General features: G+C 34.4%; 20 protein-coding genes. 19 read left to right on the top strand and 1 reads right to left on the bottom strand.

Translation table 11 applies throughout. The features are described from left to right. Positions 1-3,162, top strand: a complete 3,162-nt coding sequence (locus QWY99_RS08650) for an efflux RND transporter permease subunit (protein ID WP_290263782.1) — start codon at positions 1-3, stop codon at positions 3,160-3,162. Between the two features lie 130 nt (positions 3,163-3,292). Further along, entirely contained in the window at positions 3,293-4,711 is a 1,419-nt protein-coding gene (locus tag QWY99_RS08645) for a TolC family protein (protein WP_290263778.1), read from the top strand. Positions 4,712-5,288: 577 nt separating this feature from the next. Here the strand turns inward: QWY99_RS08645 and QWY99_RS08640 are convergent. Further along, positions 5,289-6,062: a LexA family transcriptional regulator gene (locus QWY99_RS08640; RefSeq protein WP_290263775.1), complete on the bottom strand. Its 774-nt coding sequence runs from the start codon at positions 6,060-6,062 to the stop codon at positions 5,289-5,291. 17 nt (positions 6,063-6,079) lie between these two features. Here QWY99_RS08640 and QWY99_RS08635 point away from each other — a divergent pair, with 17 nt between their 5' ends. The 17 genes from QWY99_RS08635 (at position 6,080) to QWY99_RS08555 (ending at position 15,187) form a co-directional block, all read left to right on the top strand. Further along, positions 6,080-6,274: a hypothetical protein gene (locus tag QWY99_RS08635; RefSeq protein ID WP_290263773.1), complete on the top strand. Its 195-nt coding sequence runs from the start codon at positions 6,080-6,082 to the stop codon at positions 6,272-6,274. 4 nt (positions 6,275-6,278) lie between these two features. Then, complete coding sequence (locus QWY99_RS08630) at positions 6,279-8,384, top strand: hypothetical protein (RefSeq protein ID WP_290263771.1); 2,106 nt, start codon at positions 6,279-6,281, stop codon at positions 8,382-8,384. Then, the gene (locus QWY99_RS08625) at positions 8,384-9,337 is read left to right on the top strand and encodes an AAA family ATPase (protein ID WP_290263768.1); all 954 of its coding nucleotides are present in this window, start codon (positions 8,384-8,386) and stop codon (positions 9,335-9,337) included. Before QWY99_RS08630 ends, QWY99_RS08625 begins: the two co-directional genes overlap by 1 nt. Further along, positions 9,330-9,971: a hypothetical protein gene (locus QWY99_RS08620; protein ID WP_290263766.1), complete on the top strand. Its 642-nt coding sequence runs from the start codon at positions 9,330-9,332 to the stop codon at positions 9,969-9,971. Before QWY99_RS08625 ends, QWY99_RS08620 begins: the two co-directional genes overlap by 8 nt. 10 nt (positions 9,972-9,981) lie before the next feature. After that, positions 9,982-10,380, top strand: a complete 399-nt coding sequence (locus QWY99_RS08615) for a hypothetical protein (protein ID WP_290263763.1) — start codon at positions 9,982-9,984, stop codon at positions 10,378-10,380. Positions 10,381-10,519: 139 nt separating this feature from the next. Beyond that, positions 10,520-10,789, top strand: coding sequence for a hypothetical protein (locus tag QWY99_RS08610; protein ID WP_290263761.1), 270 nt, complete (start codon positions 10,520-10,522; stop codon positions 10,787-10,789). A 15-nt stretch (positions 10,790-10,804) separates the two neighbouring features. Further along, positions 10,805-11,455, top strand: coding sequence for a DUF3164 family protein (locus tag QWY99_RS08605; RefSeq protein ID WP_290263759.1), 651 nt, complete (start codon positions 10,805-10,807; stop codon positions 11,453-11,455). A 1-nt stretch (position 11,456) separates the two neighbouring features. Beyond that, on the top strand, positions 11,457-11,615 hold the full coding sequence (locus QWY99_RS08600; RefSeq protein ID WP_290263758.1) for a hypothetical protein: 159 nt from the start codon (positions 11,457-11,459) through the stop codon (positions 11,613-11,615). Positions 11,616-11,752: 137 nt separating this feature from the next. Then, positions 11,753-12,139 carry a hypothetical protein gene (locus QWY99_RS08595; RefSeq protein ID WP_290263755.1) on the top strand — a complete coding sequence of 129 codons (387 nt, stop codon included), beginning with the start codon at positions 11,753-11,755 and terminating at the stop codon, positions 12,137-12,139. Next, positions 12,126-12,611, top strand: a complete 486-nt coding sequence (locus QWY99_RS08590) for a hypothetical protein (protein ID WP_290263753.1) — start codon at positions 12,126-12,128, stop codon at positions 12,609-12,611. Before QWY99_RS08595 ends, QWY99_RS08590 begins: the two co-directional genes overlap by 14 nt. Next, complete coding sequence (locus tag QWY99_RS08585) at positions 12,612-12,755, top strand: hypothetical protein (RefSeq protein ID WP_290263752.1); 144 nt, start codon at positions 12,612-12,614, stop codon at positions 12,753-12,755. It abuts the gene before it with no gap. Between the two features lies 1 nt (position 12,756). Further along, positions 12,757-13,362 (top strand): hypothetical protein, encoded by a 606-nt coding sequence (locus QWY99_RS08580; RefSeq protein WP_290263750.1) that lies wholly within the window; start codon positions 12,757-12,759, stop codon positions 13,360-13,362. Continuing rightward, on the top strand, positions 13,362-13,706 hold the full coding sequence (locus QWY99_RS08575; RefSeq protein WP_290263748.1) for a hypothetical protein: 345 nt from the start codon (positions 13,362-13,364) through the stop codon (positions 13,704-13,706). The genes QWY99_RS08580 and QWY99_RS08575 overlap by 1 nt, the downstream gene beginning before the upstream one ends. Positions 13,707-13,871: 165 nt before the next feature. After that, positions 13,872-14,300 (top strand): LvrA C-terminal domain-related protein, encoded by a 429-nt coding sequence (locus QWY99_RS08570; protein ID WP_290263745.1) that lies wholly within the window; start codon positions 13,872-13,874, stop codon positions 14,298-14,300. Next, entirely contained in the window at positions 14,287-14,553 is a 267-nt protein-coding gene (locus QWY99_RS08565) for a hypothetical protein (protein WP_290263743.1), read from the top strand. The genes QWY99_RS08570 and QWY99_RS08565 overlap by 14 nt, the downstream gene beginning before the upstream one ends. Next, on the top strand, positions 14,550-14,687 hold the full coding sequence (locus tag QWY99_RS08560; protein ID WP_290263741.1) for a hypothetical protein: 138 nt from the start codon (positions 14,550-14,552) through the stop codon (positions 14,685-14,687). The genes QWY99_RS08565 and QWY99_RS08560 overlap by 4 nt, the downstream gene beginning before the upstream one ends. Continuing rightward, on the top strand, positions 14,684-15,187 hold the full coding sequence (locus tag QWY99_RS08555) for a hypothetical protein (RefSeq protein ID WP_290263738.1): 504 nt from the start codon (positions 14,684-14,686) through the stop codon (positions 15,185-15,187). Before QWY99_RS08560 ends, QWY99_RS08555 begins: the two co-directional genes overlap by 4 nt. Positions 15,188-15,190: the final 3 nt, after the last annotated feature.

Below are 15,190 nucleotides of genomic sequence, written 5' to 3'. Positions count from 1 at the left end.
ATGTTTAAAATATTCATTCAAAGACCTGTACTGGCAACTGTTATCTCCATTTTATTGGTGATATTGGGTGTACTAGGACTTACAAAACTTCCCCTACAACAGTTTCCTGATATTGCACCGCCATCGGTTTTGGTAACAGCAGTATATCCAGGAGCAAGTGCCGAGACAGTCTTACGTTCGGTAGCACCATCACTAGAAGAATCTATTAATGGTGTTGAGAACATGACCTATATGAGTTCTATAGCCAGTAATGATGGAACGCTAGCGATTACCATTTTCTTTAAATTAGGTACAGATGCTGATCAAGCAGCAGTTAACGTTCAGAACAGAGTTGCACAAGCTACAAGTCAGTTACCTGCAGAAGTTGTTCAGCAAGGGGTAACTACAGCAAAACAACAAAATAGCCTCATAATGGCTATTGGTTTATATACCGAAGACGAAGCTAAATACGACCAAACGTTTATTGCCAATTATGCACAGATTAATATTATTCCAGAAATAAAACGTATTCCAGGAGTAGGTTCGGCAAGTATATTTGGTGGAGTAAAAGATTACTCCATGCGTGTATGGTTAAATCCAACACAAATGGCAACGTATCAGGTTACACCAAATGAGGTGATGAGAGCCATACAAGACAAAAGTTTAGAAGCAGCTCCAGGTAAATTTGGAGAACGAAGTAAAGAAGTTTTCGAATACGTTATCAAATACAAAGGAAAACTAACAAAACCCGAAGAATATGAAAAAATAGCTATACGCTCAAATGCCGATGGTTCAGTACTACGATTAAAAGATGTAGCAAGAGTTGAACTTGGAGCCTATTCATACAATAGTTTGACTCGTTTAAATGGTAAAAAAGGAGTTGTAATTGGAGTAATACAATTAGCAGGATCTAACTCAAACGAAATTCAGGTAGCAATAAATAATCTGATGGAAAAATCAGCAAAAAGCTTCCCTGATGGAATAAAACAAAATGTCTTTTATAGCACAAAAGTTTCATTAGATCAATCAATAGATCAGGTAAAACATACCTTAATTGAAGCTTTTATATTAGTATTTGTTGTAGTATTTATATTCCTTCAAGATTTCAGATCTACATTGATTCCAGCAATTGCAGTTCCTGTTGCTATATTGGGTACGTTTTTCTTCATGCAGTTATTTGGATTTTCGATAAATCTACTAACCTTATTTGCCTTAATCCTAGCAATTGGAATTGTCGTCGATGATGCCATTGTCGTCGTCGAGGCAGTGCATGCCAAAATGGAGCATAAAAATTTATCTCCAAAGGCAGCAACAAACGAAGCAATGCACGAAATTACAGGAGCGATTATCTCGATAACCCTTGTAATGGCGGCTGTATTCTTGCCTGTCGGTTTTATGGAAGGTTCAACAGGGGTTTTCTATCGTCAGTTTGCCTTTACACTAGCAATCGCAATTTTAATTTCGGCAGTAAACGCATTAACATTAAGCCCAGCACTTGCAGCTTTATTCTTGAAAAATAATCATGCAACGCATGCAACTGATCCAGAAGCTAAAAAAGGTTTCAAAGAAAAATTCTTTATCGGATTCAACAAAAGTTTCAATTCGTTAACAAATCGTTATGTCGGAAGTTTAAGATTCCTAATACGCAACAAATGGGTAAGTTTGGGAGGATTAGCAGTAATAACTGCAGCAACAATCTTAATGGTAAAAACAACTCCTGCAGGATTTATCCCAACAGAAGATCAAGGATTTATTGCCATTGCAGTTAATACACCATCTGGAACATCATTAGATGGAACTCAGAAAGTAATGACTGAAGCAGAAAATACATTGAGAGGATTAGAACCATCAAGATTCGTTACAGCAATTTCAGGATTTAACCTATTAACGAACTCAACAAGCCCATCATCGGCAGTTATTTTCGTATTGCTTAAACCAAATGAAGAACGTGGAGCTATTAAAAATATCGATCAAATTATGGCCGATGTTCAAGCAAAACTAGGTTCAATTACAGGAGGAAGTTTCTTTGTATTCAGCTTTCCAACCGTTCCGGGTTTCAGTAACGTAGAAGCGCTTGATTTGGTCTTGCAAGATAAAACGGGAGGCAAACTAGATAAGTTTAGTGGAATCTCACAAACTTTTATTGGTGAATTAATGAAGCGTCCAGAAATTGCCGTAGCATTTACCACTTTTAAAGCCGATTATCCACAATTGCAATTGGATATTGATGATGAAAAAGCCGACCAATTGGGAGTTAATGTTAAAGACATTCTACAAACAATGCAAGCTTATTTTGGTAGCTCACAAGCATCAGACTTTAACCGATTTGGTAAATATTATAGAGTTGTTGTACAAGCAGATATCGAAGATAGAGCCGAGCCATCATCAATCAATAATGTTTTTGTGAAGAACAAAAATGGTACAATGGTTCCAATCAATACATTAGTAAAACTAACTCGTATTTATGGATCAGAAACCGCTTCTAGATACAACTTGTTTAACTCGATTTCAATTAATGCCATTCCAAAACCAGGATTTAGTTCAGGAGATGCCATTAAAGCAATCGAAGAAGTAGCAGCACAACAATTGCCATCAGGATATAGCTATGAATTTTCAGGACAAACACGTGAAGAAATTTCTTCAGGAGGACAATCAACAACGATATTCCTACTTTGTCTTATATTCATTTACTTCCTACTTGCAGCACAATACGAAAGTTACATCTTGCCACTAGCAGTAATACTATCGATTCCAGTAGGAGTATTTGGAGTATTCATTGCAATCGGATTAACTGGAATTGAAAATAATATTTACGTTCAAGTTGCTCTAGTCATGCTTATCGGATTGCTCGCCAAGAATGCAATTCTTATCGTCGAATTTGCTTCACAACGAAGAAAAGCAGGAAAATCATTAGTTGCTGCATCAATAGAAGCTGCCAAACTAAGACTAAGACCAATTATCATGACATCGTTGGCATTTGTCGTGGGAATAATCCCGATGATGAGTGCAACAGGACCATCTGCAAAAGGAAACCACTCGATAAGTATTGGTGCTGCTGGTGGAATGATTTCTGGAGTAATTCTTGGGGTATTAATCATCCCAGTATTATTTATCGTCTTCCAACATTTACAAGAAAAGGTTACTGGAAAATCATTAGCCGTACTACATAACGAAGAAAAATAAAAATGGAAAATTATATAACATCAGTTCTGATAACAGTTTTTGTTGTCTTTACATTAATATCCTGGAAAGTTTCAAAAGTACTTGAAGCACCAGAAGATAAATGTCAAAAAAATTAATGATACGATATAAAATGAAAAATTATATAACTAAAACTGTTGCGATACTAGTACTCATCGTAACATTCATATCCTGTAAAGTTTCCAAGGATATTGAAGTTCCAAAAGATGCATTCCCTGATAATTTCAGGGGAGCATCCGCTTCAAGCGATACAACAAGTACTGCTAGTATGGAATGGAAAACGTTCTTTACAGAGAAAGATATTGTAAAACTAATTGACAGTGCAATTACAAAGAACAATGACTTGCAAATTGCAACCAAAAACATTGAAATAGCACAATATCAATTAACGCAGACAAAATGGGGAAATATTCCCGAAATGAACGCATTCGTAAACGGAAGCATCAATAATCCATCTAAGAATAGTTTCAACGGAATTAATCTGAATCAATCTTTAAATAAAAGCCATATTGAAGATTACTCAACAGGAATCAACTTTTCTTGGGAAGCTGATATTTGGGGTAAAATTCGCAGTCAGAAAAAAGAAGCTTATGCAGGATATCTTCAATCAGAAGAAGTAAAAAAGGCATTACAAACAACAATAGTTTCTAATGTTTCCAAAGGATATTACAATCTTTTAATGCTAGATTCTCAATTAGAAATTGCCAAAAAGAACTTGAAATTAAATGACAGTACAACCTTCATCATCAAATTAAAATACGATGCAGGTCAAGTAACATCATTAGCCATTCAGCAATCGGAAGCACAAAAATTAATTGCAGCACAATTGATTCCAGCATTGGAACAAAACATTGCCATCCAAGAAAATGCATTAAGCGTCTTAACTGGTACATTTCCAAGTTCAAAAGAAAGAACAATTACACTGAATTCAATCGAGTTAAAACAAAATTTAACAGCAGGAATTCCTTCGTCATTAGTAAAACAAAGACCAGATGTAAAAAGCGCAGAATTAGCATTGGTTAAAGCAAATGCAGCTGTCGGAATCACAAAAGCAAGCTTATATCCATCCCTTAAAATTACTGCAAGTGGTGGTTTAAATTCATTCGAAACAAGCAATTGGTTCAACATTCCAGCTTCTTTATTCGGAACTGCCCTTGGTGGATTAACGCAACCTTTATTAAACAATAAAAGAATAAAAACACAATATAATATTGCCAAAGCCGAAAGAGAAAAAGCAGTATTAAACTTCAGACAATCGGTACTTGTTGCCGTGAGTGAAGTATCGGATGCTTTAGTAAAAATCGAAAAATTAGAAAGCCAACAATACTTTCTTAAAGAGCGCGTAAAAACTTTGCAACAAGCAATTACTAACTCAAATATGCTTTTCAAAAACGGAATGGCAGATTACCTAGAAGTTATTACAGCTCAAGCCAATATATTACAAAGCGAACTAGAACTTGCTAATATAAAACGCGAACAATTAACCGCCAATACCGAGTTATATCGTGCACTTGGTGGAGGATGGAAATAATACCTGTTACCCGTTAATTATTTATTTTTTGAGATGCGCTTATAGGGCACTAAACAATACTACCAAAAGAATAAAGCTAAAAAAGTCCAAAAAAAGGGCGAAAAAGCCATAAAAATAAGGCGCTCACGTAAGTTGAGCGTTTTTTTTTGTTTAAAAACGAAGCTTCAATTAATTACGAATAAGCCACCAATAAATACCGCATAAACATCGATTAAATACCCATAAGAGTTAAGTATATATTAAAAGAACTAAAAAACCCCTTAAATCTAATAAAAACAAGCTATTAGAGAGCTTATTTGTTCAGGTTTAAACTGATTTTAACTATTGATTAAAGTTAATTTAAACCTGAATTTCGATATATTGATAAAGTGAAAAAAAACACTCTTTTCTATTATTGGGTTGCATATTGGGTTGCGTATTGGGTTGCTTCATCAATGCGAAAAATACAGACATAAAATGCCCCGTAAAAGCATATTAATAAAGCTAAAACTGATAAAAATACATTTAAATACCCCCCAAAAGTACAAATAACAATAGTTAAAACATATAATTAACTCATAATTAATGTGTTACCATTTTAGCTCATGGAGTTTATTCTAATACTAGCCTTTATTAAGGCTAAAGCTTTCACTTTTTTTAATGGAATATCTCTTTCTTGATGGTGCTGGTTCTGGCTAACTAGCTTTATATAACCTTCTTTTTCAGATTTCTTAATGTATTTTACCATTACCATTTCTGAACCATCATCAATCACACTAATCAAATACATCTCGCCCCAATAGATACCGTCTTTGATATTGTGAATTTGCTTGTACATGACAATATCGCCACTTTTTAACAACGGGTACATACTGTCGCCTGAAACATAGATTGCTCCATCACACTTAGGAAGATTTGGTATTTTTATAAAATCAATAGGTTCATTTTCTTTACTATCCTTAAAGAGAGAGACTATTCCCGCTGTTGCTTCAAGATTATATAAGGGTATAGATTGATTATCCACATTGTTATCTGTTTTTAGTCGATAGACTGCTGAAAGTTCTTCCAATTCTTTAGTTTCAATTATTTTTTTTATAACAGGCTCCTTTCCTGTAAAAAGGAAATCAGGATTTATATTTACGCATTTTGAGTACAGAAGTTCTATGTCAAAAGTATTTCTTGAGTGCCAACTTGATAGTGTCTGAGGCTTAATTCCTAAAAATCTTGCAAAATCACTATCTTTTTCAAATTTAAACCAGTCTTTTATCTTGTTTAAAATCAGTTTCTTATCTACTTGTGTACTCATTTTGCGTAAAATATTTTCTTTTTTATTTTTATAATACGCACTTTGCGTATATCTTTGTTCTTTCAACACGAACAAATAAAGCGATGGACAAACGTACAAAAAAGAGAGCTACCTACAATGGGGACATTATAGATAGACTAATAAAAAAATTTGGAGTATCAAAAAGATACGTTCAAATGAGTCTTTCGGGTGATAGAGAATCTGAAACATCAGAGACAATTAAGAAGACTTATGATATGATGAGAAAAGAAGTGATTAAATTTTTAGATACTCTTTAATTAGATGAAATCAACACCGTACGAATATTACCATAACAAGCTAGGTATAAAAATCAGCTATCTGATTTGTGACCGAAGTGCAAATAGTGAAAGCTTAATGGCTATCACTTACAATGCTTTGCATCGTCGTATGAATTCTGACACTTGCATAGAAAGGCAACTTCGTAGGGCTTCATTGAACTATGATGCATTGATACTTTTCAGCTCTTTATCCCAAGACTGGCGTGACAGTTTAACGGTAAAATTTGGGAGTCCAAAAGAAGAGATAAAAAAGAGTTGGTTTGCTGATCAGTATGAAGCTGACCGCAAAGCATTTGATTTTTTTGCAGCGTACACTTATGGCAATGATAATAAGAAATTAAATTTAGAGCTAATTGAAACTTATACTTATAACGCATCAGTTTTGAATACCGTTATTAAATTAAAAGCAAATCGAAAAGCTTATGCCAAAGCATTAGGATGCACACAAATTGACATCTGGGAAACTTTGACAAAAGATGTTAATGCTTTTCGGGAAGTAGCTCATAAACTACCTACCTCTTCGAGAGGTTTGAGAATACAAGTTTCAAACTATTTAAAATTAGGATACAACGCAATTATATCGGGTCGTCTTCAAAATCAGAACGCTTCAAAAGTAAAAGAAGACGAACAAAAAGCATTTATCGATGAGCTTATCGCTCACCACAATAACCTAGACAATGCTCAAATTTCAAGATTGTACAATGACGTTGCAAAAAGATTAGCGTGGCCTACGATTACCCCGCAAACAATAAGTAACAGAAAAGAAGAAAAACACTTAACAACTATTACAGGTCGAAAAGGAGTAAAAGCATTATCTAATACTATGTTAATGCAGAATAAGCGTAAAGCCCCGAAACAATCAATGTTATACTGGACTTTGGACGGTTTAGATGTCGAACTTTTATACCAATCTACAGCATTGGATAAAAAAGGATATTCAACTACTACTTATCACAACAGACTTACGACGGTAATGGTTCTTGACCCAATGAATAAATACATTATAGGTTATGCGATTGGAACGCATGAAACCCCTGAATTGATTAAAGCAGCCTTAAGAAACGCTTTTCAGCACACGAAGGAGTTATTCGGCGAAATGTATCGACCATATCAGTTGCAGTCCGATAATTACCAAACTAAAGTGCTTACACCAACTTATGAGGCTTGTTCTTCACATTATACGCCAGCTAAAATAGGTAATGCGAAATCAAAAGTGATTGAGCCTTTTTTTAACCGCTTCAACAAAGAGTATTGTCAAATGTTTAATAACTGGTCAGGTTATAACGTCGATTCGGGTTCAAAAAACCAACCTAACGATGAATATCTAAACAAAATCCGCCACTCTTTTCCTGATGAAAATGGTTGCCGACAACAAATCATATCAGCTATCGAAGCTGATAGAGCAAAAAAACAAGAACTCTACTTAGCCAATTTCATAGGTATTGCAGAGGAATTTAAATCGGTTTTAAATCAAGAAATGTATTTGCGCTTTTTAGGTCAAACAACTGGTTTTACTAACCGACTTTATCCCGAAGGATTAACCCCAACGATCAACGGTCAAACACTTTGTTTTGATTCATTTGATATCAACTTTAGGAAATTATCACATTTGGATTGGGCTATCAAATATGACCCAGATGATTTATCAAAAGTATTGGTTTTGAATGCTGATTCAAAAAACGGAAAACTGATTAATGAGGTCGGAACCTACCAATTTATGTTAACCGAGAAATACATACAGCCAATGGCATTGGCAGAGCGTCAAGAAGGTGATGCATTACAATTACAAGGCGTGAAAGATTACAATAATAGTGTTTTAGAATACATCACAGACGAAGTACATCATAGAGCTGAGTTATCAGAATCATTATTCCAACGCCCAGAACTTAAAGACACACTGGCAAAGTTACTACTGGTCGATTCCAGAGGTCAGCATAAAGACAGGCGCAACGACAACCGACTAGCTGAAAAAACAAAAGAACTGATCGAGGTTCAAACCACAGTAGTCAAAAAGGAAGCAAAAGAAAGTTGGTTAATCCAACAACAAGAATATAATAAAAGTCGAATTAACATAAACGAATATATATAATGGAAACTACTACCAAAACCGCCATCGTAGCCACACTAAAACAGTACATGGACACACATAAGCTTAAAGCAGCAGATGTGGCTAAAAAGTCAGGTATTCGAAAAGAATATTTGAACACAATTCTAAAAGAAAGCAGTGATTTCATGTATGATGCAGGAAATAAAAAAGGCTTAATCCCATCTCCTCATTTTCACACCTTAGCGGAGTTTTGCGGGTATTCCTTTGACAAAGTATATTGGGAAACCCAAGCAACACCACAAACCATTTCTATTTTAGCCAATTTGAAAGATGCAAAACAACACGGAATAACAAATGTTTTTTTTGGTGAAACTGGATCGGGTAAGACTCATACAGTTGGCTTATTTGCTTCAAAAAACCCGCATGATATTTTTGTTGTAACTGTTGGAAGCTCAGATAATCTAGGGGATTTAATAGAAAAAATAGTAGATCAATTAAAAATCACTACTGGGAAAACAAAGAGTGCCAAAATCCGTGATATTTCAAAGAAAATGCGTGAATTGAAAGCACAAGGTTACACTCCACAATTAATTTTTGATGAGGCGGAGTATATGAAGCAACCTGCTTTATGTGCGATGAAAGAGCTTTACGACAATTTACAAAACTACTGCTCAATTGTGTTGGTTGGAACTGACCAATTACGTGAGAACTTGGATAAACTTAGAAAAAGAAATAAACCAGGTATTCCTCAATTCTACAGACGTATCAAATTTGGAATCAGAGTACTGCCAAACATCGACAGGAGTTATGCCATATTTCTTAAAGATTTACAAGACAAAAATCTTAAAAAGTTCCTCCAAAGAAATTGCGCCAATTATGGAGAGCTACACGATTGCTTAGTTCCTGCTATGAGAGAGTCAGACAGAACCCAAGAGCCATTGACAGAGCAATTAGTTAGAAAAGTCTTGAACATACCCGACAATATGTATGTCTAAAGAAAAGATAAAAAAAGCTCTAACAGTTGCCAATATTCTAAGCCAAAAAATCAAGAGAGTACTATTTAAAGAGAGTTTTTTCGAAGCCTTTAGATGTCCACAGAATAAAGGAGTTTGGTTTGTTTGGGGAAGTTCTGGAAGTGGAAAAAGTACCTTTTTAATGCAATTAGCCAAAGAATTTGCAAGATGTGGTTTGAATGTCTTTTATAATTTATTGGAAGAGGAAACGGATGATTCCGACTTTATAGAACGGACGGAATTAGTAGGCATGGGAGATGTAAAAGACAAATATTTAGCGGGTTCTTATAATTATGATCAGTTGTGTGAATATTTAGACAGAAGAGGAAGTCAAGAAGTCGTGGTAATAGATTCAGGAACCTACTTTTTTAAATCGTTTGACCAATACCTTGACTTTAAAAAGAAATACAAAAATAAGATCATCATTATATCAGGACATGCCCAAGGGAGCAATCCACGGTCAGAACTTGAGAAAAGCATCATGTTTGACGCTAAACAAAAAGTATTTGTGTCGGGATATTTGGCCGCGTGTAAAGGGAGAACAATAGGACCAAATGGAGGTTTATTTATCATTTGGAACGAAGGATATGAAAAATTAAGAGGTTCACAAGAATAAAACAAAAAAGATGAAAACAGCAACACAAGAAAATATAACAGCCTATTTAATAGAGTTGTTGCAAAGCACAAAAAACAAAGAAGACTTTATTCTTGAATTTTGGGAATTATGGACATTAAGCGTAACGACAACAACGAGAGAGTTTCAGCAAGTTTTTGCTAATACCCTCGTAAACAAATGGTTTATTACTGAATTAGCCAAAGAAGAAAAAGAGTTTAAACTATTGTCGGATCGATACCCCGAAAGTACGGGAACTGACAAAGACAAACTGTATTGCGAGTGCATTAATAAACTAATGTCACGGTTTCCTATGAGTTTATTGCAAAACGCCAAAAAACGCACCGAAAAACCTAAAACTACCATAGTAGAAGGAATCAGAACCGAAATATCAATATTAAACCAAAACTAGTCATGACTCCACAACAACAAGCCAACAAAATAGCCGAATTAGAACAATGGCTAAGAGACAACCCGATCCACGAGAACCGCAACTTAATCGAAAAGGATTTGCGAGAGCTTCGAAAGCGAGTACATAATTCTCAGAATGCATGTTAATAGATAAAATCAACCAACGCCTTGAAAACTTGCACAATGTACTTGTGTATTGCTCCGAGGTTGATAAACGAAGTTTTGGAAAACTATATGTTTTTACCCTCGAAGAGCGCATTTGTATCAATCAAGAAAGAGGTGGACTATTTAGCCAACTAGCAGGAATTAATGGCGAAATACTCCCGCAAGAAATCAGAAACTACCAAGTGCCACCACACATCGAAAACAAAATCAATTTTAGCTTAAAAAAAGTATCAAGAATAATTTAACAACCTATCAAAGTTATGAGCGCAGAAGCAATAGAGAAAAAAGAATACACCACAGCCGAATTAGAACAAATGCTTGCTACTAGTAAAAAAAACGAAAGAGCCAAAGAAGAAAAGGAAAAAGTAGCTTATGAAAAAGATCGTGACGAAATGGTTTTCAAAGTCATTACTACCGCCAAAGCATTATTTAAAGAATTAGGCGAATTCAAAACGTTTTGTCACATCGAAATGGACAAACAAGCCGTGAAGCTTTCTGAATATGGGAAATTAAGAAGCAACTCCAAAGGTGGTTTTTCAGTAACTGACACAGAGGATACAATGAGAGTAACCCGCCGACGAGATACAGAACCAGTTTGGGATGAACGAAGCGGAAAAGCCGTAGAACTCATAAAAGATTTCTTAGGCGATGCTATCAAGAAACGTGATGTTAAGATGTATGAAATTCTAATGAGTTTCTTAGAACGAAACGCACAAGGCGAATTAGAATATAATCGTGTGATGGATTTATACAAGCACGAAGACAAGTTTGATGATCCACGTTGGAAAGAAGGCTTAAAACTGATCAAAGAATCATTCTCGAACCACCTAAAAGGTTACGGTTATGAATTTAAAATGAAAAACGCTGACGGAAAGTGGCATAACCTTTACTTAAACTTTTCTAGCCTTTAAAATGAGCGATTTTAAAACATCAACACTACTAGCCATTGCGCTAGTAGTGTTTAACCGAAAAGACATTATCCTTTTTTTTGATTGGTTGCATTTTAAACTAAATGTAACCTACAAACAACGAGCTAATGAGCGTAAAAATGATACTATTAAAAGACCATGAGAAATACACGATAAACGGACATGTGACCATTTATTAAACGATACAGAGTTGATCGCATTTACCAATTATCAAAGCATTTTGATTTACAAAAAAGCATTTAAAAAACATATAACATCAATCTATAAGACAAAGTAAATATGAAAACAGAAGATTTTATTTTAAAGCGAAAAGCTCTATTGATAAAAAAGGAAAATCAACTTAAAATAATCAATAAAGACTACAACGAAATTTTAAAATTATTTGTAAAAGAGAATTCTCTAGTTGAAAAATTTAAAGTTTACGAATTAGTTAAAAACGGCACTAAGAGACGTGGTTTTAACAGAATTGTTATTTATGATATTGAAGTGGAAGTTTGGGACAAAGATGCCGTAATAATAAGGATCGGCGGTTGGTGGCTTAACAATGAAAATGTTCCCACAAAATGGGACACAATGACGGTCGTAGGAGTTTCAAACCCCGCAATATTTAAACTATCTGAAAATCAATTAGCTGAAAAACATCCTGAATCAAATGACAAAAACTAAAACACCACCTATCTACGGTGAAGATTTGCCCATTACAACGTTTCAAATCAAAACCATTCGCAAAAACAGCAATTGGCAAGAAGATATAAAAGACGAATGGGTACAATGGGTTACTGGAGATAATTCCCAAACCTCACTAAAAAGCCTCACCCAAGCGCAAGCCGTCAAGATTATCAGGCAACAAACGGGCGATAACAGTCCAGTTGTTAAAGCTAATGAATTTACAAACTGGGGATATTTCGACAGAAATAACAGCCAACACGCACGAATCCAAGCCAATTTATATACGGCAAATATTGTTGTTAAAAACGATAGACACGGAGAGGTTGCCGATATGGAAGGATGGTTTAACCGCTTTTTAAAGAGTCCTAAAAGCCCAGTTAAAAAGCCTTTAAAAGATATGACACCGTTAGAAGTATCAAAAATCATTAAGGCGTTGGATGGCGTGGCACTTTGGAAAAACTCAATATAAATGGAAAACCATAGTATAACCGAAATATGCCCCCACGACATAGCCAAAATCAAAGTAATAGAAATCGTAGTCACTTGCGAAACTACCCAGTTAGTTTGCGCCAAATGTGGCGAAGCCTTAGAACCTTCTAAAACCGAATGTTAAAATGAACGAACAACTAAAAGATAAAATTTCAAAAATTTACGAGATTGTAAAAAGAGGAACAACTGAAGGCGAAAAAATAGCAGCGGAAATAGCATTAAACAAGCTACTTAAAAAGCATGATTTGACCGATGAATTTATAAAAACAATGCACTTAAAAGAATATGAATTTAAGTACGCCACAAATTTAGATTTACAATTATTCATACAGTTACACAAATTCTTTTTTAAAGAGAAAGAATTTAATGCCTATAAATCAACTCTAGGACGCAAAAGTATTTTTTTATCGCTAGACTATATTGATTGGGTTTTACTTTCAAGCTCTTTCGAATACTTCAAACCGCACATGAACTCTGAATTCAGAAAGTTTTGTTTGCCTTTAATAAAAAGATGTAAAACAACTAAAACTAAAAACGCAAGAAGGGCAAAACTTCAAGATGTGTTTTTTGGACAATATGTAATGAAGTCGAAAATATACCATAAAGAACAAATTGGAACAATAGACCTATCAAAGTTGTCTGAAAAAGAATTAGCGGATAGGGAACAATTATCTAAAATAGAGGGCGGTTCTTATAGTACTCAAATAACAACAGGCTTATATCTTGAATAATGAAAAAAAAGACTAAAACTCCAATCTACACCGCCGACCAAGTATTTGCAATAGCAAAACTTTTAGACCAAGTATTCAATCTATTTCCCGCTACAACTCAGGAGCAAAAATCCATCCGTTCGATAGCTTTTGAGCTAGAGGAAAAGTTTAGTAAAAAACGAAAAGAGCTTATAAAATCTAACAATCTGTTTGAGCAAAGTAAAAAGCATAAAGTCTCTTTAAAATATCACGAAGAGTTAGCCTTGTTAAAAATCATTTCGTCATTACTCGACACCGTGAATGACCCTAAACCCAAAAACGATTTAAGAATAATACTAAATTATTTAGACGAAAAACTAGCTTAATGTCATTAGGTTAAAAACTCAAAAAACCAACCAATAAAAGCGAATCGATATTCGAAACTGATTATCGTTTAAGGCAAAAAGCCAAAGAACTGGCAAAAAATCACAAAGACACAAAACCTATTAAATACCTTTTAAAAAGAGTTTAAAGCCACAACTAATAAAAGTATGGAAGAGTACACAACCTACGAAGTAACCTTTATTGAAACCAAAGAAAAATGGATTTTTCAGTATAGAAAAACCGACGGCATTTTACATTGTTTTATCAATTCGTCAGGAACGGGTTTTATTAATTTATTGCGAAAGCAAACCTTTCCCGAAAGTATAACAATGATTGAAGCTTGGGCAAAATTCAAGAAAATTGTAACCATAGAACTCAAAATAGATGATTATTCTTTTGATGCCTTTTGGAAAAAGTACAATTTGAAAATCAAAAAAGATGCCTCCGAAAAAGCCTTTGAAAAACTTACACTGGTCGAAAAAATAAAGTGTTTCAATGCTCTCAAAAAGTACGATGAATTCTTAGCCAAAACTGGGCAAGCCAAAGCGCACTTAGTGACTTGGATTAATCAAAAACGATTTAATGATGAGTATTAAAGACGAAAAAGTTAAACCCATTGGTTATTATGGATGCTATTGTCACCCATTCGAAAATTGGGAAGACTTAAAAAAATATGAAAAGCAAAAAATTGAAATTGGAGCAAAGTATAAAGTGAGGCATACTGAAAAAGAATGTATCGTCACAGCAATTAATACAGGAGGGCATATTAGCATATTCGTTGAGCCTTATGATTGTCCTAGATGCAATCAATCAGAACATAAACAAAACTTAATCAAAATAGAAAAATGAAAGATAAAAATCTAGTAGAATTAGAAAGAGAGGCTAATTTTTTTCAAAAAGTAGCTAAAGAGGCAAAATTGAAATGGCAAAAGAAAAGAAACAAAATGGCTCACTTAACTCCTAAAAAAAAGAAAAGAAAATGATACTTGGATTCAGCACAAAGATAAATAATAAGCCTACTTGTTTTGTAGAACGAATACATCAAGCTTTAAGATTGCCATTTTTTAAAGATTCAGTGCCGTTCAATTCTCAACATTGTAACAAGGATTTCGATTATGTAATGTTCCCATTACTTCGTCCAAAACTCCACACCATTCGTGAGGACAAAAACGACCGTTGGAAATCAGGAATGAAGATTGATTTTTTTATTAATGTTCGTCAAAAAGATATGTTTCGTTTTGCTCCAGTTATGAAAGTGGTGAGTGTACAAGACGTTTATATGAGCTATAGGAGCAATGACGTTATTCAAATATCAGTTGATGACAAAGAATTGTTTGTATTTTCTGAAAGGCTTGAATTTGCACAAAATGATGGCTTTGACACTTGGGAAGATTTTTTTGATTACTTCTATCCCCAAATAAAAGCTACACCCGATAATTTTTTAAAGATGAAATTAATTCATTGGACAGATAAGAAGTATTAAACC

The organism is Flavobacterium branchiarum (assembly GCF_030409845.1).
Classification (GTDB): domain Bacteria; phylum Bacteroidota; class Bacteroidia; order Flavobacteriales; family Flavobacteriaceae; genus Flavobacterium; species Flavobacterium branchiarum.
Note: the sequence above shows the minus strand (reverse complement) of the source record. Positions and strands in the feature narration are given on the sequence as shown.